We start from the raw sequence: 24,544 nt of genomic DNA, 5'->3' as shown, positions 1-24,544 counted from the left end.
CATGTGCAAATGTTCTTGCACATGGAGTTTTATAAATATATTGGGATGTTTTTATTTTTGCGAAGAGATTTTTGGTATAGGAATAAAATATTGATAGTATGGTATTTTTTCAAATAGCTTAAGAGATAACATACTAACCAATAAATAAAACACAATGGTCAATAAGATCGCCCAAGGATACCAAAAGAAATCAGGCAGCCATTTCGCGTAGTAAATAAAAAATGGATGAACAACATAGATTCCCATAGAGTAGGTTCCAATCATATTTACAAAATGACTGAATTTCGGAAGGTAGTTTATTTTAGGGTATAGGCCTATTAATCCCAAAAATAAAATAGGAACAATGAGCATGTTCTCCAATCGGTATTCAGCAATGAGTTGTATTCGTTGAAAAGACCATATTCCATCCGCTAAGACAATTGCTAATAAAAGAAGGGAGATCTTTATATGGCTCTGTAAGTAGTTTCGAATGGTTTCCCAGTATTCTGCGAGATAACCACCGATCATAAAATAGAAAATCCAATTAAATATATAAACTTTCTCCCAATTCAAATAGAGAGGAAGTATCTTTAAAAACAAAAGTTGTATGATACAAGAGACCACCAATAAAATATTCCATTGTTTTTTTGAGTTTGCCCATATTTGAATGATAGGAAATAGTAAATAAAACTGAATGATAAGGGAAAAGAACCACAGATGATAAAAACCCTTACCTAAATATAAAAGAGAATAAAAATATTCTAATGTAAATGAAAATGGAGAAAAACCATTATATAGATAAATAACGATTTGATAGAAAATAGTAAATGCGAGATAAGGGATGATTACTTTACTTGTGCGGGATCGCCAATATGTTTTAGCATCAAAGCCTTTTCTTTTTTTATGATAAAACAACAAAAATCCGCTAATTAAAATAAAAAGATCAATTCCATATCGGCTGATCTGATTAAAAAAGAGCGTATACCACACATGCTGCTCATTGTGTAAGTAATAATACGAACCAGTAACATGGATAACCAAAATCATTAAACAGGATAACGCACGAATCATATGAATTTCGTAGATGTAATTTTTTGTTTGCAAAGAAAACACACCTTTTTTGGATATTCACTTCTAACAAAAGAGAAGTTTCTTTTGTATCATGGAAGGTGTTATTTATGAAACTAACATAATTATGAGAAATGCACAAATGAATTCATAGAATTATAACAATTTCATTTGCTATTTTTGTTAGGATTATTTAATGTGAAATAGAAAGAACGGAATTCATATAAATTTATTCTTAATAATAAGGATTTCGAGAAAAATATAATATCTAATATGTAAACAAGTTTGCAATACAAACATATTATTGTTTTATAACATTTTCAAGGAGAGAAGAGATGTTTCGTTATATTTGTCTCGCTATCACTGTTGCCATTTTTTTTGGATTTTGCGATTACTATGGATGGATATGGCATAATTCGATTTTTACGATAGGGTATGATGTCAAGGGATTGGATGTTTCCCATCATCAGGGAAAGATAGACTGGAAAAAAGTAAGAGCAGAAGACAAATACAAATTTGTGTATATGAAAGCAACCGAAGGCAAGGATTTTGTGGATGATACGTTTGCTTATAATTGGAAAGAAAGTAGAAAACAGAAGTTTTTAACAGGCGCATATCACTTTTTTTCAATGACTAGCAGTGGTCTGGAACAAGCTGAGCATTTTAAACGAACTGTTCCTGTCTCTGAAGAAGATGAATTACCTCCTGTGATTGATGTAGAAGTATCTGTCTATCATGATAAAGCGAAAGTGCGTAATAATTTGAAAATAATGTTATCAGAACTTGAAAAAACATATCACAAAAAACCGATTCTATACGTTACCTACAGTACTTATTCCGCCTATATAAAAGGTTCATTTTCCAATTATTCGATTTGGATACGAGATGTTTATAAATATCCCTCGATTGATAAAGCTGAATGGATGATTTGGCAATATCATAATCGAGGGCATGTGAGCGGGATAGATACTTTTGTTGATATAAATGTATTTAAGGGAACAGTAGCAGAGTTGAAATTGTTAAAATAGTCTCATAAAAATTTCATACAGACCTATTCCTAGTAGCAAGATCCCTGCTATCGAGCTAGCAAATTTATTGATCCAGGTATAGGATAATCTAATTCCCATTTTTGTACCTAACATCATGGTGAAAAAAGAAGTGCTTCCTACTACAATACTTGACCATAACGGGGAAACTCCAGTTATTCCACCACCTATTCCAACACCAAAACAGTTTAGGGACAAAGCAATTCCCAGGAGAATTGATTCTTTTGCCGAAATTACTTTGTTATTGTCTGTATCAGCTTTTTTCGGATCATCCAATATTTGTTGAAAATAGTTTCCGTTCATTTCTTCCTGAGGGGTAGAAGAAAATCTTTTCCAATCTGTCCAAATGGTCCATACACCGATACAAAATAAAATAAATCCGCCACCTATGTTCGCTAAATCTGCACTAATATACATACCAATAACTGCACCTAGTGAGACAGACAAATAAGTAATCATCGCTCCAATAATGGCGATGATTATATTTGATTTCAAAGGAATTTTGGTACTTTGTACACCATAAGCAATTCCAACACCAAGATTATCTAAATTCGCTGCAATGCCAATTAATATGATGGATAACCACTCCATATCCTAACCTCCAGGTCTTTTGGGCATTTGTAACAGAATATGCAGTGGTATTGGAATGTTGAAAACAAAAGGTAAGAATCTTAAGGGGCTTGTTCTTACCTAATCCGTTGAAACATATATATGTGATAAACAATAAATGGGCGGATGCTTGATGAAAGAATCAAAAAGTCGATTCATTCAATATATAACAGGATTATTGATTAAAACATTTGGTTTATCGATGGTGATTCAATCACATTTGGGAACGGGAGCTTGGGAAGCTCTATATGTTGGATTTGCGCATAAGACAGGATTTTCGATTGGTTTTTGGATCTTTATCATTGGATTTATTCTCATTTGGTGCAATGCGTTATTGTGGGGCAGAAAGCCAACCTATTCGTCATTCATCACTGTTACTATCGTAGCGTTATTCATTGATTGGTGGCTCCAATTACTGAGATTTAATCCTTCCACCATTATTTTTCAGATGTTTGTTTTTTGGACAGGTTTATGTATTGCATCTTTTGGTGCTTCCATTTATCTTATATCTGATTATTCACCAACGCCTGTTGATCAATTGATGTTTGCTTTATCTTTTCGATTTCATTTGCCAATTATGATTACAAAAACAATTGGTGAGCTATTGGCTCTGGTATTCGCTTGTTATATGCATGGATCCATTGGAATTGGTACGATTATTTTTACTTTGTTATTTGGTCCGTTGATTCAATTTTTTATCATGATTTGGCAAGGAATAAAGAAGGGAGATGATTGTCCGGTATAAATTGGATCTTCTGGTTCTATGACAAAAATACAACATTCATTTTAATTGTTTTCATAGAGGGAGTATCTACTAGAAATTATTAGGTACTCTTATTTTTTATACAAAAAGGTAGGGAATTGATACATAAAGTAAAAGAAAATATTTGCTTCATCTAGTATAATTTTTATATTGCCAATAATATGGTAATAGGAGGAATGAAATGAATATTAATATTTTTTCTCCCGATTTTAAAAAGGTATCTCATCAGCATTATGCCCAAATGCGTAAAGACAGCCCCGTTTTTCCAATCCATCTTCCAAGTGGCGATCATGCTTGGTTAGTAACAAAGTACAAATATGCTTTGGAAATAATGATGGATCAGCGATTTATAAAAGATCCTCATGTATTTCCAGAGAAAAATCATTATCGGATATACCTTGAAGATTACCGCGAATTTTTCATGAGTCATATGCTGAATTCCGATATACCTAACCATACCCAGCTACGACGTTTTGTCCAACCGACTTTTACCCCTACAGCCATTAAGCAACAGCAATCATTAATTGAAAAAATAACCAATCAATTGCTCGATGATATAGAGGAAAACGGAAAATCATTTGACCTGATCAAAGATTTTGCTTTCCCGATACCGTTTCTAGTTATTGCTCATATGCTGGGTATACCTAGTGAAGATAGGAGAGATTTTCAGATTTGGTCCAATATAATCATAGAAGGGATGAATGATCCAGTCGCAATAAAAAAAGGAGAGACGTATTGCAAATTACTTTTCTCCTATTTAAAAAAATTGGTTCAATTAAAAACAAAAAATCCAGGAGATGATTTGATTTCTTCATGGATTCTAGCAAGAGAAGAAAAAGAGAAATTATCAGAAGAACAATTATTTGGTATGATTCTTCTACTCATTTTGGCTGGCCATGAGACCACTGTGAATCTAATAGGCAATAGTGTTTATGCATTTATGCAACATCCAGAACAATGGCAAGCAATAAAACAAAACAATGATCTAATTCCTTCAGCTGTTGAAGAAGTACTCCGATTTTACAGCCCGATAGAAATAGCAACATCACGATGGGCAAACGAAGACATAGAAATAGAAGGTCAGCACATAAAACAGGGCGATACTGTGTTCATTGTGCTTGCATCAATTAATAGGGATGAAGAGTTAATAACAAATGGAGACCAGTTCAATATTCACCGTTCTCCGTTAAAGCATTATGCTTTTGGACATGGTATCCATTATTGCCTTGGTGCGCCACTGGCAAGGCTAGAAGGAGACATAGCTCTTCGGACATTAACAAAGCGTATGCCTGATTTAAAATTAGCTATCGAAGAGGATGAATTAACTTACCGCCCAGGATTTTTATTGCGCGGCTTTGTTGAATTACCTGTAAAGTTTTAAGAATAGAAAAAGGACTTTCTAGAAAGTCCTTTTTCTATTTATTTATTTTATAGATAAAAACATTTATTATAATATATATTTGAATATTAAGATTGATGATGCAAGACCAAGGAGGATTTATACTTATGTTATTATCACATGCAAAAATATCAGCTTTAGGTGCGTATGTACCTGGAAAAAAGCTAACAAATGATGATTTATCAAAGATTGTGGAGACCAATGATGAATGGATTGTTAGAAGAACAGGAATGAGAGAAAGAAGAATTGCAGAAGAAGAACAGTTTACGAGTGATTTGGCGATCAAAGCAGTAGAAAACTTACAGATTTCGTATGATGTAGATATAGCGAGTGTGGATATGATTATTGTAGCAACATCCACAGCAGATTTTTTATTTCCGAGTGTAGCAAGTCAAATTCAGAATTATTTTTCTATTCCGTTCTGTGGATCAATGGATGTCAGTGCTGCCTGTGCAGGATTTACGTATGCGCTCAACGTGGCAAATGCAATGGTGACTACCAATCAATGTAAAAAGGCGCTTGTAGTAGGTGCTGAGACATTATCAAAAATAACAGATTATGAAGATCGTACGACTTGTGTCTTATTTGGTGATGGGGCAGGAGTGGCATTGGTAGAGAGGACATTAGATGGCCAGGCTTTCCTGCATGTTGAACATGGTACCAAAGGAGAAGCTGGTCGTCATCTCTATGTATCTAATCTAGCAAATCATATAGAAGGAGAATCGTTAGAAAAAGAAAAGCAAATTGTACAAAATGGAAGGGAAGTATTTAAACTAGCAGTTTCTACTTTATCCAATACGATTCCATCTTTTATCGAGCAGGCTGGTTATAAAATCGAAGATGTAAACTGGTTTGCACCGCATAGTGCTAATTTGCGGATTATACAAGCAATCTGTAATCGTATCGAGATGGATGAATCGAAAGTACTATTTAGCGGAGAGTATTTTGGAAACACCTCTTCTGCTACCATTCCATTAGCCTTAGCAGAAGCACAGCAGCAAGGAAAATTGAAAAAAGGCGATCTTGTTTTGCTTTCTGGCTTTGGCGGGGGATTTGTTTATTCGCATACGCTTTTGCGATGGGGGATATAGAAACATCAATGAAAACAAGTTTGTGATAAAAACTAAAATAACTTTACACCTAATTTTTCATTTAGCTATTTGACTATTTTTATTGGAATTATCTATTGTAATAAATACAATGCACGAAATTTCGTAAGTGGGGGGGTTTGCAAGAGGTGATTGTTTTTCCCTTTTGCAAACCCTTTTTACATGTTTACATGTAGTCTTCTACATCCATTCCAATCTTCTTGAGTACAGACGCAATGATAACAAAGTCGTTCGTTTTTCTAACCTCTTCGACAAACTTTGCCTTTTCGTCTGCATTCTTGAGTTTACTGTACCTATTTTTAAAAGCAACAAACCAAATTCTAAGCACACCACGAACAAATTCTGGAGTAAAAACTCCTCCCACAGCATTCAAGGTAGGGACTAGTGCCTTCAGCTCGCGAGATCCCTTGCTCATTTCTGCAATGATCTCGTTGCATGTTGCTCTATCCAAGTTTTCCATCGTTACTCCAGTTGATCGGTAGATGTTTATCTGTCTTTTTTAGTATATCGGGTAGCCGCAAGAAGGACAACAGAATATTAAGAAAGAACAATATTGTATTTTAATACTTAGAACCATTACTATTTCCACTGCATTGGCGTTTTTTTAAAAGAAGAAAAGCCATCCTTGTGAATGGCTTTTTTTAACGAAGCGATTGTACGACTTTCTCCAAATGTAATTTGCGAGAAGCTTTGAAGTAAATTACAGCATTTGCCGGAACTTTGTTTCGGATATGGGCAATAAGAGGAGCATGACGATAAAATGAAAATACTTTCTTAGGACTTAGACCATTCTTAATTGCACTTTCTGCGATTTTTCTACCTTGCTTCCCAATCGTTATCAGTTGATCAATCTTTAATTTTGCAGCATATTGACCGATTGAAGCATGAGATTGGTTTGATATTCTTCCTAGTTCAAGCATATCGCCTAAAACAGCAACCTGGGGTCGTTTGCTTGCTATTTGCTGTAATACCCCTAATCCGGCTCGCATGGCAGTAGGATTTGCGTTCCAAGCATCGTTGATTAAAATTCGACCAGATCTGCCGTGCAGTACTTGCAACCGCATTTTTGGGGTTTGGAATCGAGCCAATCCCTTTTTGATACTTTCCATAGATATTCCCATGCTTGTGGCAATGCCAATTGCAGCAAGGGCATTGTAGACATTGTGTTTACCATAAGTCGGAATATAAATATTTGCTCTTTTTCCTTTTACAATTGCATCAAAAGTTATTCCTTTTGTGGAATATTTAATATTTTCTCCACGAATATCTGCTGAAGAATTTAATCCGAAGGTACGTATGGTTGCTTTGGAACGATTTAAATCGAGCTGTTTGCTTCGTTCATCATCTCCATTAATATACAATACTCCACCAGAACGAACACCTTCGACGAGTTCTTGTTTTGCTTTGACAACTTTATTCAGCCCACCTAGACTGCCCGCATGAGCCTCTCCGACATTGGTAACTGCACCGATATGCGGTTTAACGATGTTGCATTGTCGTCTTATGTTATTTAAACTTTTCATTCCAATTTCTAACAAAAGAAGATTATGTTGATTTTTTAAACGAATAAGATAATTTGGTAAAAATGATAATGTATTCACATTTTCTTTATACCAGTAAATAAAAACATTAAATCTTCGGATAAATAGTCAATGTAAATTGGTCATTTCTCTGATGTTCTTCTTTTTTATAGGTACATTTTTCAAGTACGCTTTTTAATAAGGAATTTTTTTGTGCAGGATCATTTAATTGATCGTAAATTTCCAAAACATGTTTTACACGTGGGATGATATTTTTTTTTGCTTTTAAACGTTCTTTTTCTTTGGTTAGATCATTTGTCGTTTTTTGGATCATTGAATAGGTTTCTTCGATTCGATTAGTAATAAAATGTAATCGTTTGAAGAAGATGTTTTTGTCATAAATACCGCGCTCTAATAAATCATGTAATCGATCTTTTTGGAATTCCAAGTTTTTTATTTCTTGATGCAAATTCACTAGTGTTATTTCTTTTAGTTCGACAATGGAGCGTTCGTTGATTGGCAGGCCAGATGCATTCCATGTTAATTCGTACTGTTCTAACCACTGATTCAGTACGGAAATTATTCTGTTTTCAACATGAGAGAAGCGGGTACTTCTATTTTTGCAATACTTTCTCTTGTAACAATAGAGGTGGGGAGGTTGGTTGGAGAATGTTTTTAATGTCATTGAGGACCCGCAGTTATCGCATTCCATAAGTCCAGCCAATGGATTTGCAACATTATTTGATGATTTATAGGGAACATGTTTCCTAGTATTTCGGATGAGCTGTGTTTTTTTGTATGTATCCATTGTAATCAGGGCTTCATGTTTGCCTTCTACATCAATCCAGTCCTCTCTTGGTCTTTTCACAGAACCCAATTTTTTATTTTTTGTTTGTGCTGTTTTTGTTTTTTTCCATTGCAATCGGCCTGCATAAACAGCATTTCTTAAGATGTTTCTTACTAAATAACCATTCCATAATTTATCTTCATATGTTCGTATGCCTTGCGCGTTTAATACATCAGCAATTTTACTTGATCCCAGACGCTCATGAGGATCGTCGTTTGTATACCAATCAAATATCATTTTCACAACCGGAGCTGTTTTCATATCTGGTATTAAATATCGACCATTGGAGTCTTCTTTGATTTGATAACCGTAGGGTGGACGTGTCGCAATAAAATTTCCTTCCTCAGCTGATCGGATTCGTCCTCCTTGAAGACGACGTGTAATGATTTTTAATTCTTTGCGAGCCATAAATGCTTCAAATTCCGAGTATTCTTCATCCCATTCATCTTGAAGATCATAGGTTTTACGTGGTGTAATGATTTTTGTATTGGAGTTGCGAAATGTTTCTAAGATAAGACCTTGTTCTTTCATGTTCCCACGGCCTAGACGATCCATGTCCATAACCAAGACACCATCATATGTATTTGCTTCTACTTCTTTTAGTAACTCCATCATCTCAGGACGGTGGAGAAGACTTTCACCTGAAGCGATTTCATGTCTGATTTTAACAATATTTATTTTTTGTTGTTGTGCTACTTGTAATAATGCTTTTTTGTGCTTTGCAAGTGTTTCTCCTTCCCCTCGTGCTTCTGCTTCTATATCACTTCTCGATTTCCGCAGATAAATAGCTACTCTTTCCATAATGAAAATCCACACCTTTGAAATAATGTGATTGTCCTTTGAGTGATCTTGCATACGTTTAAATTGAGGTGATCCCATATGCAAGATCATCAATCCAGCAAAGAATATAGAATAGGAGGTACGACCATATACGTTGTTGCACCACAAATTACGAATGAAGAGAGAATGGAAAGGTTAGAAGAAATAAAGCGTCAGATATGGTTATTATGGATGAATAGAAATAAAAGCGATCCTTGTTAAGATCGTCTTTATATTCATTCTATTTCTTTCATCTGAATATTTGACAACATTTTCAATCCAATCTGCGTCAGTGTAATAAATCAGAAAACATAATTTTACCGTGCTTATTTGGTCTCATCAGGATTGAAAGGTATGAGACATTCTAATTTTGCATAATCAATGTAAAAAAATGAAAGGAGGGTTCTGAATGAGTAAGCGTTCAGATTCAGATTCTTCCTATCGAATACCAGAACCTATACGCAAAGATGGTGCAGGTGCACCAGATTATGGTCCGCGGAATATTTGGAGAGATTTAGAAAATCCGGATTTATTGGTTCCGCCAAAAACTGATAATGGGCTTGTGCAAAATCTAAGGTTTTCTTTCTCAGATGCACACATGCAACTCAATCATGGAGGATGGTCAAGAGAGGTAACTCAGCGAGAACTTCCAATTGCCACAACTTTAGCAGGGGTAAACATGAGTTTAACACCAGGTGGAGTAAGAGAGTTGCACTGGCATCAACAAGCAGAATGGTCATATATGATTTGGGGAAGTGCAAGAATTACAGCTGTAGATCAAAATGGCAGAAATTTCATAGCAGACATAGGAACTGGTGATCTGTGGTATTTTCCGCCTGGCATTCCACATTCTATCCAAGGGTTAGAGAATGGATGTGAATTTTTGCTTGTTTTTGATGATGGGAGTTTTTCTGACTTAAATACCTTGTCTATTTCAGACTGGTTTGCACATACACCAAAAGATGTATTATCAGCAAATTTTGGCGTACCAAAAAAAGATTTTAAATGTATTCCTGACGAGCAAGTATATATTTATCAAGATCAAGTTCCTGAATCATTGGAAAATCAAGAAGTAATATCTCCATATGGAACGATACCACTAAGTTTTAAACATGAATTACTTGCACAAAAACCCATTGTAACTTCTGGCGGTACAGTACGAATTGTGGATTCCACTAATTTTCCTATTTCGAAAACAATTGCTGCTGCTTTGGTAGAAATAAAACCAGGTGCAATGAGAGAACTGCATTGGCATCCGAATAACGATGAGTGGCAATATTATTTAGCTGGTCAAGGACGTATGACTGTTTTTGCAGGAGATGGAGCTGCTAGAACTTTTGATTATCGAGCTGGAGATGTAGGATATGTGCCGTTTGCCTTTGGGCATTATATTCAAAATACAGGAGAGGAAAGTCTTTGGTTTCTTGAGATGTTTAAAAGCGATCGATTTGAAGATGTATCTTTAAATCAATGGATGGCACTAACTCCTAAAGAATTAATAGAAAGCAATTTAAATGTGGATGCAAAATTGATTGACTCATTGCACAAGGAGAAATCTCCAGTTGTTAAGTACCCTCCGTTTACCTATTATCCTAAAAATAAAAAATAGAGTGTGGAAGTGGAATATTAAAATCGTCTTAAGTCAGACATATGAATCTATGCGCCAGTTCTATAAATGGTTATTGAATTCCGAAATATGGTTTCATCCATATAACACAAATAAACCAACTACTTAACATACAAGTAGTTGGTTTATTTGTGTCTAAAGTACTTCTGAAGGTGCAATTTTCTTTAATTGATACAGGAATCCCACTATTTATCTGATACGCAGCGAGGATACGATATCATTCCAAGTCCCATGTCTAAGTTTTTTCTTGGTGAAATCGGAGTAACTTCCTGGCTCCAGTCTCCATTTATGTCCTTCATAATTGATGTGTTCGTATAACACTACACCATCACCGCCGGAAACTTTAGCAGATGATGCAATATCATTCCAATTGTTATCAACTAGTGTGCTATCATTCGCACAAAATCTGATGGAACGACCTTTGAAGTTTACATGTTCATACAGCGTTACACAAGAATGATGGTGCTTGTGATTGTTGTGTGCAAACGCAGCCGCTGGAATAAGAGAACATGCAAGGACTACAGCAGAGGAAACAAGGGAAATACTTTTTTTCATCGGAACAACTCCAATTTCAATTTATTGGTAATTCACCCTTTTATATTATTACCCAAAAATTGGAATTTGTCTATGTGGCAATGTTAGCCGATAAGGTTAACGAATTAAAAAAAGAGGGGTAATCCCTCTTTTTCCACACTTTACGTTCGTAACTCTGTCATGGTTAATTTCAAATTTTCTTCTGTAGTATTCCATTCGTTTGGAGTCAGGATAATTATTCTGATGAGAAACACTTCCTTTTTGAGTTTTTCAGCATTTTTATTATAACATTTATTCAAAATATAGTATATTTTTCAGTTAATTATTTCTAATTATCAACACTGGTAACAAGAAAACGTAAATGTATTTAGATTTCCATCCGTGCGTACCATTCGAAAGTGATTTCGAAGAATCGAAGCCACCATTGCAGTAGTGGTTGATTTTCCTGCACTTCCTGTTATGCCAATAACTTTTGGATTCATTAGTTTCCAATTCCATAAAGCGATTTTCCAATATGCTGCATATGGATCTTTCGCGCGAATTATTGCTACGCTAGATGGAATTCCTCTTGCATTAAGGTGATTTGGGATAACAACAGCAATTGGGCGCACTTTTTGAATAGCTGCAAGTTGTTTTTCCCACTTGCTTTGTCTGGTATATATATAAATTTGATGAGATTTTAAAGCACGAAACCGGGCAAAATTGATTTCATGTACAGGCAGGTTTGGTTTACCTGACATAAGTCTACTTTGCATAATATTTGCAGCTTTTCCAAGAGTAGTAGCTTTCACCTTTTCTCCCTCCAATGTATCGCTCTTCCTCGCTATCTTATTCGGAAACGACCCAACTGGAGATGGGCATGTATCTAAATTGCAGAGAAAATTCAGTGAGGAGTTCTTCTTGTCAAGCTGTTGTGATCAGTAATCCATTAAATTTAGAACCAGCAAACGAAGAAGTGTGTATCGGAGTCCATGCTGGACTAAATGTCGTGGAAAACTGGCATTCAGGCAGTGACTTTATTTTTTATGGAAAAGGGGGAGAAATCCAAAAGGATCAACCCCATCCTTAGTCTTCACTTGTTGCAAAATTGCTTGGTCTATATCAATACGCTCAAAATCTAACATGTTCAAGAATATGTTGCTGAAATAATCAGATCATAATGGAATAATAAGAATCCCATGCGAGTCGATAGTATTGATGAACAGAGAGGTGTTTTATTCTATAATGGATCTAGACGGAAATACAGTCTGGGATTTTGAGAGTACTCACATCATGAAGGAAATTGATCTGAAGTACCCTTCCCTCAAAAAACGCTGGAAGGTGGAAAGCGATCTTCCTACAAATCTCAAGTACTCTCCCCAACCTCCTAAGGTGCTCGGAGACTTGGGTGATGGTTATACTCTACTCCTTGAACGAGAAAACGATTTTATGATCTGGGGAAACGGACTAAATGTCTGGTTTTATCGGGAAAACGTCAAACATTTTGACTGGAGAGCATCTCTCGATTGGAATGTCCAAGGAAATCAAACACAATGGTGTGGTGATTTGTAAGGTCAAACGTATTGGAGAGTAGTTTGGTTAATCTTTCTAAACTCTGATACAACATATCAGATTATCTACACGTTAAGGCATCGATTCGCGCATTGAAGTGCCACTTTGGGAAATATTCCTAGGATATGTCCTATTTCTACACGTATCTCCCTGGTACCCCTACTATCCCATGTATCCAAACTTTCTAAATAATCAATTGCAGACTATACCAATATGGAATAAAATAAAGTTGTTCATGTTTCTAACTATTTAAGGGTTACCTAATGAAGAAAATTCATCATTATGGAGTAACTGCTAGTGGAATGAACATCTGTATCAAGGGTGGTACCATTCGCCTGACTGTTACTGTCCACGGTAAGGAACATGTCAAGGCTCCAGTTCCGGAAAGTTGGATTGACGTGAAACTCTACTGGGAACAGCTGGTCGTCAAGAGTTCGATCCAGGAGGTCAGCGGAAGGTGCCCTGCCTGCTATAATTAGGAATAAGGTTGTGCGCTACTTCGCAAACTGTAGCAGCACAGCCACCCGAATATAAGGAAGTCATTAGATGAGAGTCGTTCATAGGACGGCTTTTTTATTTTGTCACAGGAGTTGATCGAATGGTTTCAATTCTCATAGAAGTGGACAAAATCAAATTAAAAAACGGTAGAAAAGGAATTGTTTACTACATCAATCGTAGAATTAAGCATTACCAGGTGATATGCAGAAATGATTATCATGAGTTAGTGCCGTTTAAGACGCCCTAAGTCAATATCCAATGAAAAATAAAATCAGTGGCAGACAAAGAAAAAAGGCACCAAGAAACTAGAGGGTTTAATGGAAATAAAACCCACATAAAAATATGTATTACACATTCCATATTAAGCAGCGTTTCTAGCTTTTGAATCTAGGAAAATAGCTGAATCGTAGGGGATTTTTCTCTTCCACATAGCAAATAAAATGCGTATCCATGTGTTGGCTACAATTCTGAAACATTCACTCGTTCCACGGCCTTGCTTTCGATGTCTTTGGAACATTTCTTTGCTCCAAGGCTCATACTTCACCATTTGTAAAGCAAATTGCTGCATGGTATTTCGAAAGGTTTTCCTGCAAGCTCTTCGAAAGTGAACAAAGCGTTTTTTTTCACTTTTCGTAGTAACAGGAGCAGTTCCCGCTTCCCATTGAATTGCATTGGCGTTTAGGTAATAGGAGCGATCATCACCAAACTCCACTAGAATCCTGGCAGCCAAATTGGTTCCGACACCTTTGAGCGCAAGAAACATCTTACTGTCAGGAAGAGACTTTACCAAGCGCTTTTTTTCCTGGTCATACTGCTGAATGTCTTGAAGAAACAGCTCCAATTGGCTTAAAAGGGACTTTAGTAAACGACTTTTCGCACGGATCGTTGCGCAGTCTACTGGAAATTGTCGTTGGTTTACCAGAGCAAAGAGTTCTTCTGTTTTCGTTTTCCAGTGAGGGTGTCGATGTTTTTTTAGAAATTCTTCCAGTGTGGTGAAATCGGATCGAGAAAACGTATCTGGATCAGGAAAAAGTTGTAGGAAATGAATCGTTATTTTTTGATCCAGCATCCAGCTTGCAAAAACATTCCAAAACTTGCGGATAATAGCTTTTCAAGCAACTAGTGATCTGGTTTTCCATCCTAACTTTTAGAGACACCAGAGACTCTTGATCTCGAACGAGAAGTTGTAATTCTTTGAGATCTGAGCTATCCATGCGAAGGGGACAATACCGATGTTGATCCGTACGGATTAAGTTTGCCAAAACTCTAGCATCTCTTGTATCGTCTTTTGCACCTGCTGGGGAAAAACGGTCACGAGCACGATCCACGCTTTTCGGATTGATGGAGTAAACCGTATATCCTAAAGTATGCAGATATTGGATGAATAAGTGTTTCGAGGTTTCAGCTGAGATAATCACGTCATGAAGATACGCCCCGAAGATACGAATTTCATGTAGAACCTGATCAACCCCATCTGGAGAATGGGGAACAACAAATTTCTTCTGAATTTCACCAATGGAATTTAGAATACAGACATCATGTTTACGATCAGCTAGATCAATCCCTACAAAATAGTTCATGAACATCCTCTCCATCGTTGTGATTGGGTTTATCTACCGTTGCGATGGCCTTGTAGATTCGGTATATCTCAACACTACGCCCTAAAGATCGTCTAATAGGTAGATGGAACATTTTGGGGAATTAGTCTCAAACCAGCAATGATCAGAAATCTCGCGAGGATGTGATGAATCTCCCCAAAAGGTACCCTAATTTTAGATTAGATCAGGCTTGATGCCTTGTCTATAAACGATATTAACCTACAAGGATGTGAAAGTAGGTGGACCAGTTGCGAATTTCGCAGCTGGTCCATAAACCTTAGAGTTTGGGGATATTTGGTTCTCTCTTATATATACGGCGTTTCTGGTAGTCAGTTACGTATTCATATCCACCTCTCAGAACTATCTTGTACCGGTTACCGTTGCGTTGATATTGTATATAAGTTGTCTCATCTATGTGCCAAATTTTTCGGTGGTTCGTGTCTATGTTAGGCTCACTGGTGGGGAAGTCGTCGAAATCATCCTTAACCATCATTTCTCATTTCTAGGGTTTGGGATCTAACCGGATCAGAGCAATCTTCTCATTTAAAGATAACGCAGTTTGATGGGTCGATCAATGAGAAAAAAACCGCCAATTGATGAGTATGTATAATCTCAGGCGTTAAAAAAATGTACGGTACAAGAACTGTAAGTGCAGAAGTTGGAAAGCTTAATCATGAGAAGATTTGCAAAGGGAAAGAAGAAGCCTAAAACAGCATCCGTGTCACCAAGTGTAATTTGCCCAAGAAGAGAGGGGTGTTCCGGATTTCTGGTCAGTAAGCGAGTCGTTCTCACGGCAGCCCACTGTTTCGACGGTCATACCGAAAAAACATGGCTATTCATGCCGAAGAAGAAGGGCGGGTATCAGGAGCTAAGCGTTTCTGGAATCGCCAAAAGCTCTCGGTACAACCCGGACTCTGGTATGTACGACTACGCAGCTGTATTCCTCAGCCACTCTGTTGAGAGGGAACCCTTTAAGGTTGCCACCTTCTCGGGGACGAAGGGGGATAAGGTATATACCTCAGGATTCCCGGGAAACCATCAAGGGGAGGTATTTGACCCTGCCGCTCCTGATAAGTTTCATCTCGAAATGTGGGAATACCCGCTGACCGTGGATGGGAACTACCATGGTTTCCTGAGAATGCGTGGACCTGCATACCATGGGCAATCTGGATCCCTGTTCTACACCAAAGGAATCGGTCAGTCTGAAGCCTACGGTGTGTTCGATCGAGGTGATGACGGGCCTCTGTTCTTTCTCTTCAATGCCTTTTCGCTGAATGAAATCGCACAGTGGAATGAGGCATCAGAGTAGTATTCCGACGGATCAACTGAGAATGTTTCTCTCGGTTGATCCGTCGGCAGTTAGAAAAGTAAATCATACATCAAAGAACAACTAAAGGAGGAGCTTGTTAGCTATTTTTAGGGGTCATTGTACATAGCCCATCAAGTTAAGAAAAGTAAAATAGCTTTTCTATTATCCTATTAGAAATATATTTGAAGAGTTTACCTGACCACCATACTTCCATTGTCGGCATGTATTTTTAGAATTCATAAACAATTAACTTGAAAATTCTTGTTTTCGTATATTATACTTTACATTGGATGGGTGGAGGGTAGAGTACCTGTCAAGAGACGTCTGGCATAGCTAGATTTTGCAGAATAATGATGTATCGGTCTACATCACTGCAGAGGGTGTAGGAGTCCCTCCGTCTTGGCCGTCCTCCAGCACTCGCGTTTAACGAGTGCTGGATACAAATCAATTTTGGAATGTTGAATCGATTCCCAGGTTAAAAAGTTCAATTAATATAAAATTCACCAAAACAAAAAACACGCTATTCTTTCTTTAAGGATTTAAAAAAGGAAAAGATGGGGTGTTTAATTGATTAAGGTAACCCAATTCAAGTTATATAATTGCAAAAAATGAACAAGCCTACTTAAGGCTTATTTGGTATGTCTAATTTTTGAATACAGTACCAAGAAATCCTGCGATACTTTTCTAGTCGTCTAATCAGACGTCTAAGCTTGATGGGCATGTGGTTCGACCCCATTAAGACATTTTTCATTTTGAAATGAGGTATGGTTTTTAAATGAAAAAGTACACCTATTCTTTTTTTATTTTCTCACGCTAATTGTTGAGAAAGTTTAACAATGCACGATGGAAATCATAACGTATAGATGGTAAGATAGATATCGATTGTAGACGAAGAGAGGAGGATTCAGGCATGAATGGATCCCAATTTACTCAACTATTCTTCTACGCGAGCAACTGGGATATTGTATTGAATCTAGTGTTTGTTGCAATTGCATTGGCATATATTTTAATCACAGGTCCGCTGGTAAAATTTATTCCAAGTGCCACCAAAGTGAAGGGACTACATCGTTTTTCTTTCATAGTTGGATTAATTTTTTACTATTTAGCGGAAGGTAGCCCAATCAGTTTGATGGCCCATGAATTGTTTAGTATGCACATGGCTCAGATGACTATTTTGTATATTGTTATGCCGCCGCTTTTATTGTTAGGAATTCCAGGATGGTTTGTGCGTCCTCTATTAAAAATAAGTGTGTTTCGTGTTCTTCTGAATTTTTTCACAAAGCCGTTAATTATCCTCTTTGTATTTAATGGTCTACTTTCTGTATACCATGTTCCGGCTGTTTTTGATTTTATTATGAAGAATCATTTGTATCATAATATTTCTCATGCTATTTTGTTGCTCTCTGCATTGTGTATGTGGTGGCCCGTGATATGTCCAGTAGAAGAAATGGACAGAGTAAAACCTCTACATAAACTTGCTTATATATTCGCAAATGGTGTTTTATTAACTCCAGCATGCGCATTGATTATGTTTGCAGATAGTACAATCTACCCAATGTACAGTCAAATGTCATCTTTTTCTATCATGTCTCCGCTTCAGGATCAACAAACAGGTGGAGTTATCATGAAAATAACGCAAGAAGTCGTCTATATCACTGCTATTGCTCTTGTGTTTTCTCGATGGTTTCGTATACAAAGGGAACAAGATGAAAAAGAGTTATTGGAATGGAAAAAATCTCAATTGGCTACAGATGAATCATAAGGAGAGAGTGTATTGAATAAAAGTTGGTACATCCCAATGATTATGGGTCTTATTCTACTTCTCGCTGCTTGTAGCAATGCTACCAAAAAAAATGAAGATCAAAAATCTACTACGCAAGTCTCTGCGGAAGATACTTTATTTCAAAATCATTGCTCCACGTGTCATGGCGGGAATTTGGAAGGTGGGTATGGTCCATCTCTGCAACATGCAGGTCAAAAATACTCCAAGGAGCAGATATTAGCTATTTTGAAAAATGGTAAAGGAAGCATGCCGTCTCAATCTTTTATCCCGAAAGCAGATCAAGAAAAATTAGCCGCATGGCTATCCAATAAAAAATAAAAAAAAGACGCCAAAAACAGGTGTCTTTTTTTATGCTCTTCATCGATTCAGATAGAGAGAATATCTTAGAAATAAGGGAGGAAAATTAATGAAAGGACTCATATTAGCAGGCGGAACTGGCTAACTATACCCGTTAACGAAGATAACAAAAAAACATCTATTGGAAATACAGATGTTTTTTATATGGGAGAAGAAAATCAATCAATTCTACTTATTCCCGTTGGAATAGCACATGGATATCGGGTCAAGAACCTGCTGTGATTATTTACTTTACCACAGAATCATATCATGCAAGTGATCCGGATGAATATCGAATTGCTTATGATGATTCGAGTATCGGATTTGATTGGGAGACGAAGTGCCGATAATATCGATATGGAAAAAGAGACTATACTAGAGAGTCTCTTTTTTTGGGGAAGTTGAGTTGTTTTGTCTTTGCATTTTTCGTGATAAAGAAAGCCCGATTCTGTTTACAATGATTAATCCAAAAATAGTAGCACTAATAGGAGACCAACCAGTATCTTTGATAAAAATCAATCCCATTATCATTTTTCCGATGAGTATTGCATTCAAGGTGATGAGTCCTATTTTTAAAGAACGTTTCCAAAAAGCGATACTTAATAAAATAACAAAGATTGTATACACAAAGATAGTAATGATGGCGGAAAAAGGAGTATCAAGTAATATTTTTTCATAGGAAAGACCAGTTTGAATGTTGGAATCGATGGTATTTGTTGACATAAACCATGCTATACTGCTACCCATAAACAAAGAAGGGATAATTAATCCAGTAAAATTACGCTTATAAGAAAAATAACAGATGATTATTAAATAAATCGCTCGAATATACCAAGTTAATGGATTTAAATGACGAGTAAATGCAAAAATAGCATGAATTGCCATGGTAATCACTCCTATTTTTGTTGGCAGACAGTGGGTTTTTTCTGTTGTTGTTTTCAAATTAACAATTACGATTTTGATAATAGGAAACGTATATTTATGTTTGTTTTGATTCTCAAGTATAGGAATAATTCTGCTTTTTTATCAATGGAAATTTATTGATTACGAAAAGGTCAGGTTGCTTTTTATAATCAAATTGGACTCTTAACTATAAACAGAGTGAAAGAAATTTTCTAGACTTTTCTGTCTTTGAATTCCTACTTCACACCATATATAGTATGGTGTATACTCATATAGTACTACATATAGTTTATTCAGAAATACACATAAAGTGATTAGAAGAGGCAGGTATCAAAAAAGTATGAAATTAACAGATGGGTTTTTAGAACAGTATAAAGGCAGAAATCCAAAATGGGGTTTTGACGGGCTTGGATATATGGTTTATTTACGAACGTATTCTCGAAAAAAAGATGATGGAACACAAGAAGCTTGGTGGGAAACCGTCAAACGAGTAACGGAAGGTAATTTTAAGCTGGAAGAGAATCGCTTAAAAGAAATAGGAAGATGGGATTCAGAGAAAGAAACAGCATTGAAAGAAGAGATGGAAAGGTTTTATCACTTAATGTTTAATTTGGTTATCACGCCTCCTGGTCGTGGTTTGTGGATGTCAGGTACTGATTATGCAGAAAAGATTGGAGATGCGGAAAATAATTGCTGGTTTATCTCCATGCGCCCGCAAAAATATGGAGAAAGCAAAATTCATCCAGTTATTGGATCGGAAAATGAATTACTTCCTTCTATGCCTGCTGTTTTTACCTTTGACCAAGCGATGAAGGGCGGTGGTGTTGGTATTAACCTGCAAAGAAAAAATACCAATGAGATGCCGCTGGTAAAAAACAAAATAGAGTTGGCATTGCGATGCGATAACACTCACGAAGACTTTGAAAGCGAATTAAAAGAGGCAGGGGTTACCGAAAATGAACTGATCGGAGCTCATCTAGTAAAAGATAGCAGAGAAGGTTGGGCGGAAGCTTTACAACTCGTGATTGATTCTCATTTCATTGGTAATGACAATCGAGTTGCACTGGATTTTTCTGCTGTCCGTCCGAGAGGATCAGAGATAAGAGGTTTTGGAGGAGTTGCATCAGGACCAGCGCCATTAGTAGTTATGCTTAAAAAAGTAAATGAAATTATAAACCGTAGAGTGTATGCTCAAGTTACCGCAGTAGAGTGGGGAGACATCATTCAAAACATTGGTTGTTGTGTTGTTGCTGGAAATGTCAGAAGAACTGCTCTTATTTTGATAGGTGATCAAGAAGATAAAGATTTTATCGAATCGAAAAATTATAGCTTAGAAAAAAATCAGGAGGCTAGTCAGTGGAGATGGGCTTCAAACAATAGTGTGGCAATTGATGAGAACATCACAACCAATGAATTGGAGGAAATGGCGAGCAATATTTACTATAACGGGGAACCAGGAATCGTTAATATTGATCTTTCCAAACACCATGGAAGAATTGTGGATGGATTTCAAAAAGATATTGATGGGGAAGTGGAAGGATTTAATCCATGTGGCGAGATTACACTTCCAAACGCTTCTCCCTGTAATTTATTTGAAATTAATCTGCCTAAAATTCATGAATGGATAAATTCAGGGAAAGAAGATAAAAATCTTTATAATGAAGCTGCATGGCTTGCTGCCCGTTATGCTTACCGAATTACGTTTCGAAACTATGAATGGGAAGTAACCAGAAGCATCATTGAAAAACATCGGCGATTAGGTGTTGGCATTACTGGAATCGCTGACTGGGTATTGATGAAATATGGGAATAGAGCAGTAGTTGGATTTGATAAAAATAAGACTCCAATCTTTCATGATGAAGTGAAAAAGGATTTGGATCGTTTGTATGGTGTTGTAAAGGACACGAATGAAATTCATGCGGAAGAACTAGGAGCTAGACCTTCGATTAAGTTAACAACGATCAAACCATCTGGATCCATTTCTCTGCTCATGGGAGTTAGTGCAGGAATGCATTGGCATTGGTCCAGATATATGATTCGCAGGGTTCGATTTTCTGCCAATTCTCCATTGATACCTGTACTACAGGAATGTGGTTATTATATTGAACCAGCTGTTGCTGGTTTTCGTGAAGATGGTAGTTACAATATCGATCCTCATACGTATGTGGTTGAGTTTCCTATCAAAGCACCTACTGCAGAACATCCTGAATTTCAAGCAGAAAATGATGTTCCACTTTACGAACAATCAGCAGTACAAGCTCTATTGCAGTCACATTGGTCGGATAACGCTGTTTCTGCTACTTTGACCTTTAATAAGGTGGAAGGCAATGAGCAGCAAACCATTAGGGAGATAGCAACTGTTTTAGAGCAGTCCAAGCAAATACTGAAATCCACTTCACTTTTACCACATGATTCAAATACGTATCCACAAATGCCATTAGAAGCAATAACAAAGGAAGAATATGAACACAAGAAAACAAAAATAGTAGCAAAACCTTGGGAACTATTAGGTGATATCAAGATTGAAGTAGACGATGACAGTGATGTGATTGGGGAATGTAAGGGTGGAGTTTGTCCTATCCGATAATAAACTATATATTTGATCAGGTATTGTAACGCCTGATCTTTTTTTATTTGAAAAGAAAAGTATTAATCTCAACAACAAATGAAGGCAGAACCAGCTATCGAAAGATGAAATGTGATCTGACCAACAAAATGGAAATAATCCTACAGACAAAAGCAACAACCTCGTTAAATAAAGAAATACAAGAGATGAGCAAGCTGTCAATAAACTGTTTTCTTTTCACTTTCGATATGCAAGAACATCATATCTGCAGTTCGTTTCATCTGAACAATTGAGTATGATATGATTATTCGATAGTCATGATTGATTGAAGGTGAGATACCAAAATGGATGAATGGATAAAGGAAATATCAGAGCAGCACGAGATTGATTTTAATCAGAAGAAACTGACGGAGAAACAAAAAAAGATACTGGAATCTGCAATCCAATTGTTTTCAGAGAAGGGATACAATGGTACAACAACCAATGAAATTGCAAAACTAGCTGGTGTTGCAGAAGCAACTATATTTAAGCATTATCGTTCAAAAAAAGGACTATTATTGCGTTTAGTGGTCCCAGCTATTGCCCGGTTTGCTAGTCCGTTTATTTTGCATACACTCGTTCAAATATTGGAACAAGACGAGCCGATTGAAATTATTTTAGAAAGATTGATACAAGACAGGGTCCAATTAATTGAAGAAAACTGGAAAACAATTCGTATCGTACTGGTTGAAGGTTTATTTCATGAAGATTTGCGAGATGCATTGAAACAACATGTTGCTAAACATGTTGTTTCGACTGTTTCAGAGAAAGTCGATCAATTAAAGCAAAAAGGGAAAATACGCAATGATTTACCGACACCTGTTTTAATAAGAGGGATAATCTCTCAAGTATTTGGATTTCTATTAGCTAGAAATGTTTTATCCGATTCATTATTAGTTGGGGAAGAAAAAGAGGAATTAAAATGGACAGTTGAAGTAATATTACATGGGATAAAAGGGATGGATTGAGAGGATAAATCATACGATAAGGTGCCATTTCCGATGGGGAGTAGCACCATTTTCGTTTTAGCGGTACGTATTTTAACTGCTAATATCCCAAGTTTCTTTTGTAATCGCAAACATTTCATGATCTTCCCAGACACCATTTATTTTCACATGGTACTTGGACAATCCTTCGTAAAGGAAACCGGCTTTTTTTAACACTTTTATGGATCCAATATTTCGTGGCATCACTCCTGCTTGTACACGATGGAGGCTTGCTTCTTCAAAAGCATAATGTAATATCAGCTTTACTGCTTCGGTCATGTAGCCTTTCCCTTGGAAATCTTCTGATATCGAATACCCAATTGTACAGTTTTGCCAAGCTCCACGTGTGATATTACTCAATGAGATTTTTCCAATGAGTTGGTTCTCGTTGTGCTGAAAAATACCAAAGCTATAAGCGCAGTCATTTTCCCAATCCATTATCGCCTTTTGAATCGAGTGTTGTTGTCCTGTTTTTGTAAAGAAGGAATTGGGATGAATCGGTTCAAAGGGAGTCAAAAATTCTCTATTATTTATCCAGTATTCATAAAGTACATCTGTGTCATCAATGGTAAAGGGACGAATAAAAATTGCATCAGATGCTAACATGAATAGATCACTTCTTTTCTGAATTGATATCATTATCTGAATAGTAATCTGCTAGTACATAAAAAGATTTTTTCGGAATCCATGTTTTTTGATCTTGTAATATCTTTACCACACCATAACTAGCCACATCCAAATCAAAGATTGATTCTTCATGGAACGGGTATTTGGGCATAGAAAATGTAAAGACAAAAGCTCCTGAAACCTCTTCTTGGTCAAAAATACAAAGTAATTCGATGATGTGATCTGCTTGTGTTTTTTCATCACGATGATAGTGTTTTATTAATTTAGGAGGTTTACTTGTCCAATCCACAATCGCCCAACCATATCCTCCTTTTTCTTCTGCACCTTGATAGGTACAACATCCAAACTCTGTAATAATAACGGGTTTTCCATAGGTGAAATACTTCTGCAAGTTGTTTTGATAGAATTTTTGATTGTGCTTTTCTCGATAATAGTCAACTGCAACAAAATCAAAGATGTCCCAATTTACATTTTCCCAAGTACCAGAAGCATATGTGATTTTTCCATGGAAATGCTCTTTTACATGATTACTAGCTTTATTAAGAAATTGGTTTAATCGTCTGTGAAATGATCCTTTTTTTAATGTGCTTATGAGGAGTTTCCAAGGGCTCATAACAGTAGCTATTCGATCGAAAGAAGTTTCTCCCTCGATGAATCCTTTCATAAATAAGGTAAGTTCACAACCAATGATAAAAACCATATCTGTTTGTTTTTGTTGTAAGGGATGAAAAGCTTTGGCGCAATTTTGTAAATAGGAAAGTAATTGTTTATCTGTTGCATCTATAAAACTAGGTGAAATCCATACTTGCAGGTTTTGATCAATTGCAGTTCGAGCTGCGAGAAATAATCTATCAATATCTTGACCAGATATTCGCACACTATTGCAATGTAATTTGTGTTTAATGATGTACATATCTTTTTTTACTAATTCTTCTTCGAAAATTGATCGGGAAGAAGGTTTGCTTTGCCCTCTTGTAAATGTTCCAACATCATAGTTAATTCCTTTGTACTTCAGCACGATGTACCAC

General features: G+C 36.4%; 24 protein-coding genes and 2 pseudogenes. 14 read left to right on the top strand and 12 right to left on the bottom strand.

Annotated elements, in window-relative coordinates; genetic code table 11:
• Positions 1–51 precede the first annotated feature (51 nt).
• Entirely contained in the window at positions 52–1,083 is a 1,032-nt protein-coding gene (locus AC5WOC_RS03355; RefSeq protein ID WP_496053961.1) for an acyltransferase, read from the bottom strand.
• 299 nt (positions 1,084–1,382) lie between these two features.
• Between AC5WOC_RS03355 and AC5WOC_RS03350 the strand changes: the two genes are divergently transcribed.
• Complete coding sequence (locus AC5WOC_RS03350) at positions 1,383–2,075, top strand: GH25 family lysozyme (RefSeq protein WP_496053960.1); 693 nt, start codon at positions 1,383–1,385, stop codon at positions 2,073–2,075.
• Here AC5WOC_RS03350 and ytaF read toward each other — a convergent pair.
• Positions 2,067–2,684 (bottom strand): sporulation membrane protein YtaF, encoded by a 618-nt coding sequence (gene ytaF / locus AC5WOC_RS03345; RefSeq protein ID WP_496053959.1) that lies wholly within the window; start codon positions 2,682–2,684, stop codon positions 2,067–2,069. The two genes, AC5WOC_RS03350 and ytaF, sit on opposite strands and share 9 nt — an antisense overlap.
• A 151-nt stretch (positions 2,685–2,835) precedes the next feature.
• On the opposite strand from ytaF, the gene AC5WOC_RS03340 reads away from it, so the two are divergent.
• The 3 genes from AC5WOC_RS03340 (at position 2,836) to AC5WOC_RS03330 (ending at position 5,955) form a co-directional block, all read left to right on the top strand.
• On the top strand, positions 2,836–3,447 hold the full coding sequence (locus tag AC5WOC_RS03340) for a YczE/YyaS/YitT family protein (protein ID WP_496053958.1): 612 nt from the start codon (positions 2,836–2,838) through the stop codon (positions 3,445–3,447).
• A 199-nt stretch (positions 3,448–3,646) separates the two neighbouring features.
• Positions 3,647–4,846: a cytochrome P450 family protein gene (locus tag AC5WOC_RS03335; protein ID WP_496053957.1), complete on the top strand. Its 1,200-nt coding sequence runs from the start codon at positions 3,647–3,649 to the stop codon at positions 4,844–4,846.
• A 125-nt stretch (positions 4,847–4,971) separates the two neighbouring features.
• Complete coding sequence (locus tag AC5WOC_RS03330; RefSeq protein ID WP_496053956.1) at positions 4,972–5,955, top strand: ketoacyl-ACP synthase III; 984 nt, start codon at positions 4,972–4,974, stop codon at positions 5,953–5,955.
• 184 nt (positions 5,956–6,139) lie between these two features.
• Here AC5WOC_RS03330 and AC5WOC_RS03325 read toward each other — a convergent pair whose 3' ends face one another.
• The 3 genes from AC5WOC_RS03325 to AC5WOC_RS03315 all read right to left on the bottom strand — a co-directional run bounded on the left by AC5WOC_RS03325 (position 6,140) and on the right by AC5WOC_RS03315 (position 9,141).
• Positions 6,140–6,433, bottom strand: coding sequence for a hypothetical protein (locus AC5WOC_RS03325; RefSeq protein WP_496053955.1), 294 nt, complete (start codon positions 6,431–6,433; stop codon positions 6,140–6,142).
• Between the two features lie 181 nt (positions 6,434–6,614).
• On the bottom strand, positions 6,615–7,574 hold the full coding sequence (locus AC5WOC_RS03320) for a UDP-N-acetylmuramoyl-tripeptide--D-alanyl-D-alanine ligase (protein ID WP_496053954.1): 960 nt from the start codon (positions 7,572–7,574) through the stop codon (positions 6,615–6,617).
• Between the two features lie 28 nt (positions 7,575–7,602).
• Positions 7,603–9,141: a recombinase family protein gene (locus AC5WOC_RS03315; RefSeq protein WP_496053953.1), complete on the bottom strand. Its 1,539-nt coding sequence runs from the start codon at positions 9,139–9,141 to the stop codon at positions 7,603–7,605.
• Between the two features lie 78 nt (positions 9,142–9,219).
• Here AC5WOC_RS03315 and AC5WOC_RS03310 point away from each other — a divergent pair, with 78 nt between their 5' ends.
• Complete coding sequence (locus AC5WOC_RS03310; protein WP_496053952.1) at positions 9,220–9,381, top strand: hypothetical protein; 162 nt, start codon at positions 9,220–9,222, stop codon at positions 9,379–9,381.
• A 187-nt stretch (positions 9,382–9,568) separates the two neighbouring features.
• Positions 9,569–10,768: an oxalate decarboxylase family bicupin gene (locus AC5WOC_RS03305; RefSeq protein ID WP_496053951.1), complete on the top strand. Its 1,200-nt coding sequence runs from the start codon at positions 9,569–9,571 to the stop codon at positions 10,766–10,768.
• Between the two features lie 207 nt (positions 10,769–10,975).
• Here the strand turns inward: AC5WOC_RS03305 and AC5WOC_RS03300 are convergent, their stop codons facing one another.
• Entirely contained in the window at positions 10,976–11,341 is a 366-nt protein-coding gene (locus tag AC5WOC_RS03300; protein ID WP_496053950.1) for a beta/gamma crystallin family protein, read from the bottom strand.
• Between the two features lie 314 nt (positions 11,342–11,655).
• Complete coding sequence (locus AC5WOC_RS03295) at positions 11,656–12,111, bottom strand: hypothetical protein (protein ID WP_496053949.1); 456 nt, start codon at positions 12,109–12,111, stop codon at positions 11,656–11,658.
• A gap of 176 nt (positions 12,112–12,287) precedes the next feature.
• Here AC5WOC_RS03295 and AC5WOC_RS03290 point away from each other — a divergent pair.
• Both AC5WOC_RS03290 and AC5WOC_RS03285 read left to right on the top strand, forming a co-directional pair.
• Positions 12,288–12,438: pseudogene (locus AC5WOC_RS03290) on the top strand (Tn3 family transposase); the annotation flags it as partial.
• Positions 12,439–12,592: 154 nt separating this feature from the next.
• Positions 12,593–12,871 carry a hypothetical protein gene (locus AC5WOC_RS03285; RefSeq protein ID WP_496053948.1) on the top strand — a complete coding sequence of 93 codons (279 nt, stop codon included), beginning with the start codon at positions 12,593–12,595 and terminating at the stop codon, positions 12,869–12,871.
• Between the two features lie 859 nt (positions 12,872–13,730).
• Here the strand turns inward: AC5WOC_RS03285 and AC5WOC_RS03280 are convergent.
• Together AC5WOC_RS03280 and AC5WOC_RS03275 are read right to left on the bottom strand one after the other, a co-directional pair.
• A complete protein-coding gene (locus AC5WOC_RS03280) occupies positions 13,731–14,438 on the bottom strand; it encodes a transposase (protein ID WP_496053947.1) in 708 nt (235 codons plus the stop codon).
• On the bottom strand, positions 14,392–14,949 hold the full coding sequence (locus tag AC5WOC_RS03275) for an IS110 family transposase (RefSeq protein WP_496053946.1): 558 nt from the start codon (positions 14,947–14,949) through the stop codon (positions 14,392–14,394). Before AC5WOC_RS03275 ends, AC5WOC_RS03280 begins: the two co-directional genes overlap by 47 nt.
• 691 nt (positions 14,950–15,640) lie before the next feature.
• Here AC5WOC_RS03275 and AC5WOC_RS03270 point away from each other — a divergent pair.
• The 4 genes and pseudogenes from AC5WOC_RS03270 to AC5WOC_RS03255 all read left to right on the top strand — a co-directional run.
• On the top strand, positions 15,641–16,276 hold the full coding sequence (locus AC5WOC_RS03270) for a trypsin-like serine peptidase (RefSeq protein WP_496053945.1): 636 nt from the start codon (positions 15,641–15,643) through the stop codon (positions 16,274–16,276).
• A gap of 910 nt (positions 16,277–17,186) precedes the next feature.
• The gene (locus AC5WOC_RS03265) at positions 17,187–18,038 is read left to right on the top strand and encodes a cytochrome c oxidase assembly protein (protein WP_496053944.1); all 852 of its coding nucleotides are present in this window, start codon (positions 17,187–17,189) and stop codon (positions 18,036–18,038) included.
• 12 nt (positions 18,039–18,050) lie between these two features.
• Positions 18,051–18,377: a c-type cytochrome gene (locus AC5WOC_RS03260; protein ID WP_496053943.1), complete on the top strand. Its 327-nt coding sequence runs from the start codon at positions 18,051–18,053 to the stop codon at positions 18,375–18,377.
• Between the two features lie 162 nt (positions 18,378–18,539).
• Positions 18,540–18,745: pseudogene (locus tag AC5WOC_RS03255) on the top strand (dTDP-4-dehydrorhamnose 3,5-epimerase family protein); the annotation flags it as partial.
• A gap of 25 nt (positions 18,746–18,770) precedes the next feature.
• On the opposite strand, the gene AC5WOC_RS03250 reads toward AC5WOC_RS03255, so the two are convergent.
• Positions 18,771–19,280: a hypothetical protein gene (locus AC5WOC_RS03250; RefSeq protein ID WP_496053942.1), complete on the bottom strand. Its 510-nt coding sequence runs from the start codon at positions 19,278–19,280 to the stop codon at positions 18,771–18,773.
• A 358-nt stretch (positions 19,281–19,638) separates the two neighbouring features.
• On the opposite strand from AC5WOC_RS03250, the gene nrdJ reads away from it, so the two are divergent.
• A complete protein-coding gene (gene nrdJ, locus AC5WOC_RS03245) occupies positions 19,639–21,885 on the top strand; it encodes a ribonucleoside-triphosphate reductase, adenosylcobalamin-dependent (protein WP_496053941.1) in 2,247 nt (748 codons plus the stop codon).
• Between the two features lie 323 nt (positions 21,886–22,208).
• Positions 22,209–22,871: a TetR/AcrR family transcriptional regulator gene (locus tag AC5WOC_RS03240; RefSeq protein ID WP_496053940.1), complete on the top strand. Its 663-nt coding sequence runs from the start codon at positions 22,209–22,211 to the stop codon at positions 22,869–22,871.
• Positions 22,872–22,943: 72 nt separating this feature from the next.
• Here AC5WOC_RS03240 and AC5WOC_RS03235 read toward each other — a convergent pair whose 3' ends face one another.
• Positions 22,944–23,495 carry a GNAT family N-acetyltransferase gene (locus tag AC5WOC_RS03235; RefSeq protein ID WP_496053939.1) on the bottom strand — a complete coding sequence of 184 codons (552 nt, stop codon included), beginning with the start codon at positions 23,493–23,495 and terminating at the stop codon, positions 22,944–22,946.
• Positions 23,496–23,502: 7 nt separating this feature from the next.
• Positions 23,503–24,534: a glycoside hydrolase family 113 protein gene (locus AC5WOC_RS03230; protein WP_496053938.1), complete on the bottom strand. Its 1,032-nt coding sequence runs from the start codon at positions 24,532–24,534 to the stop codon at positions 23,503–23,505.
• Positions 24,535–24,544 lie beyond the last annotated feature (10 nt).

The sequence above is a fragment of the Shimazuella sp. NTD247 genome (assembly GCF_059510415.1).
This window is presented reverse-complemented; position numbering and strand designations above follow the sequence as displayed.

Excerpts from the sequence above, each read along its gene's own strand:
- AC5WOC_RS03315 (WP_496053953.1), bottom strand. The coding sequence starts at position 9,141 with ATGGAAAGAGTAGCTATTTATCTGCGGAAATCGAGAAGTGATATAGAA.
- AC5WOC_RS03335 (WP_496053957.1), top strand. The coding sequence starts at position 3,647 with ATGAATATTAATATTTTTTCTCCCGATTTTAAAAAGGTATCTCATCAG.
- AC5WOC_RS03270 (WP_496053945.1), top strand. The coding sequence starts at position 15,641 with ATGAGAAGATTTGCAAAGGGAAAGAAGAAGCCTAAAACAGCATCCGTG.
- AC5WOC_RS03305 (WP_496053951.1), top strand. The coding sequence starts at position 9,569 with ATGAGTAAGCGTTCAGATTCAGATTCTTCCTATCGAATACCAGAACCT.
- nrdJ (WP_496053941.1), top strand. The coding sequence starts at position 19,639 with ATGAAATTAACAGATGGGTTTTTAGAACAGTATAAAGGCAGAAATCCA.
- AC5WOC_RS03340 (WP_496053958.1), top strand. The coding sequence starts at position 2,836 with ATGAAAGAATCAAAAAGTCGATTCATTCAATATATAACAGGATTATTG.
- AC5WOC_RS03310 (WP_496053952.1), top strand. The coding sequence starts at position 9,220 with ATGCAAGATCATCAATCCAGCAAAGAATATAGAATAGGAGGTACGACC.
- AC5WOC_RS03240 (WP_496053940.1), top strand. The coding sequence starts at position 22,209 with ATGGATGAATGGATAAAGGAAATATCAGAGCAGCACGAGATTGATTTT.
- AC5WOC_RS03235 (WP_496053939.1), bottom strand. The coding sequence starts at position 23,495 with ATGTTAGCATCTGATGCAATTTTTATTCGTCCCTTTACCATTGATGAC.
- AC5WOC_RS03300 (WP_496053950.1), bottom strand. The coding sequence starts at position 11,341 with ATGAAAAAAAGTATTTCCCTTGTTTCCTCTGCTGTAGTCCTTGCATGT.
- AC5WOC_RS03350 (WP_496053960.1), top strand. The coding sequence starts at position 1,383 with ATGTTTCGTTATATTTGTCTCGCTATCACTGTTGCCATTTTTTTTGGA.
- AC5WOC_RS03250 (WP_496053942.1), bottom strand. The coding sequence starts at position 19,280 with ATGGCAATTCATGCTATTTTTGCATTTACTCGTCATTTAAATCCATTA.
- AC5WOC_RS03325 (WP_496053955.1), bottom strand. The coding sequence starts at position 6,433 with ATGGAAAACTTGGATAGAGCAACATGCAACGAGATCATTGCAGAAATG.
- ytaF (WP_496053959.1), bottom strand. The coding sequence starts at position 2,684 with ATGGAGTGGTTATCCATCATATTAATTGGCATTGCAGCGAATTTAGAT.
- AC5WOC_RS03265 (WP_496053944.1), top strand. The coding sequence starts at position 17,187 with ATGAATGGATCCCAATTTACTCAACTATTCTTCTACGCGAGCAACTGG.
- AC5WOC_RS03280 (WP_496053947.1), bottom strand. The coding sequence starts at position 14,438 with ATGCTGGATCAAAAAATAACGATTCATTTCCTACAACTTTTTCCTGAT.
- AC5WOC_RS03285 (WP_496053948.1), top strand. The coding sequence starts at position 12,593 with ATGAAGGAAATTGATCTGAAGTACCCTTCCCTCAAAAAACGCTGGAAG.
- AC5WOC_RS03330 (WP_496053956.1), top strand. The coding sequence starts at position 4,972 with ATGTTATTATCACATGCAAAAATATCAGCTTTAGGTGCGTATGTACCT.
- AC5WOC_RS03275 (WP_496053946.1), bottom strand. The coding sequence starts at position 14,949 with ATGAACTATTTTGTAGGGATTGATCTAGCTGATCGTAAACATGATGTC.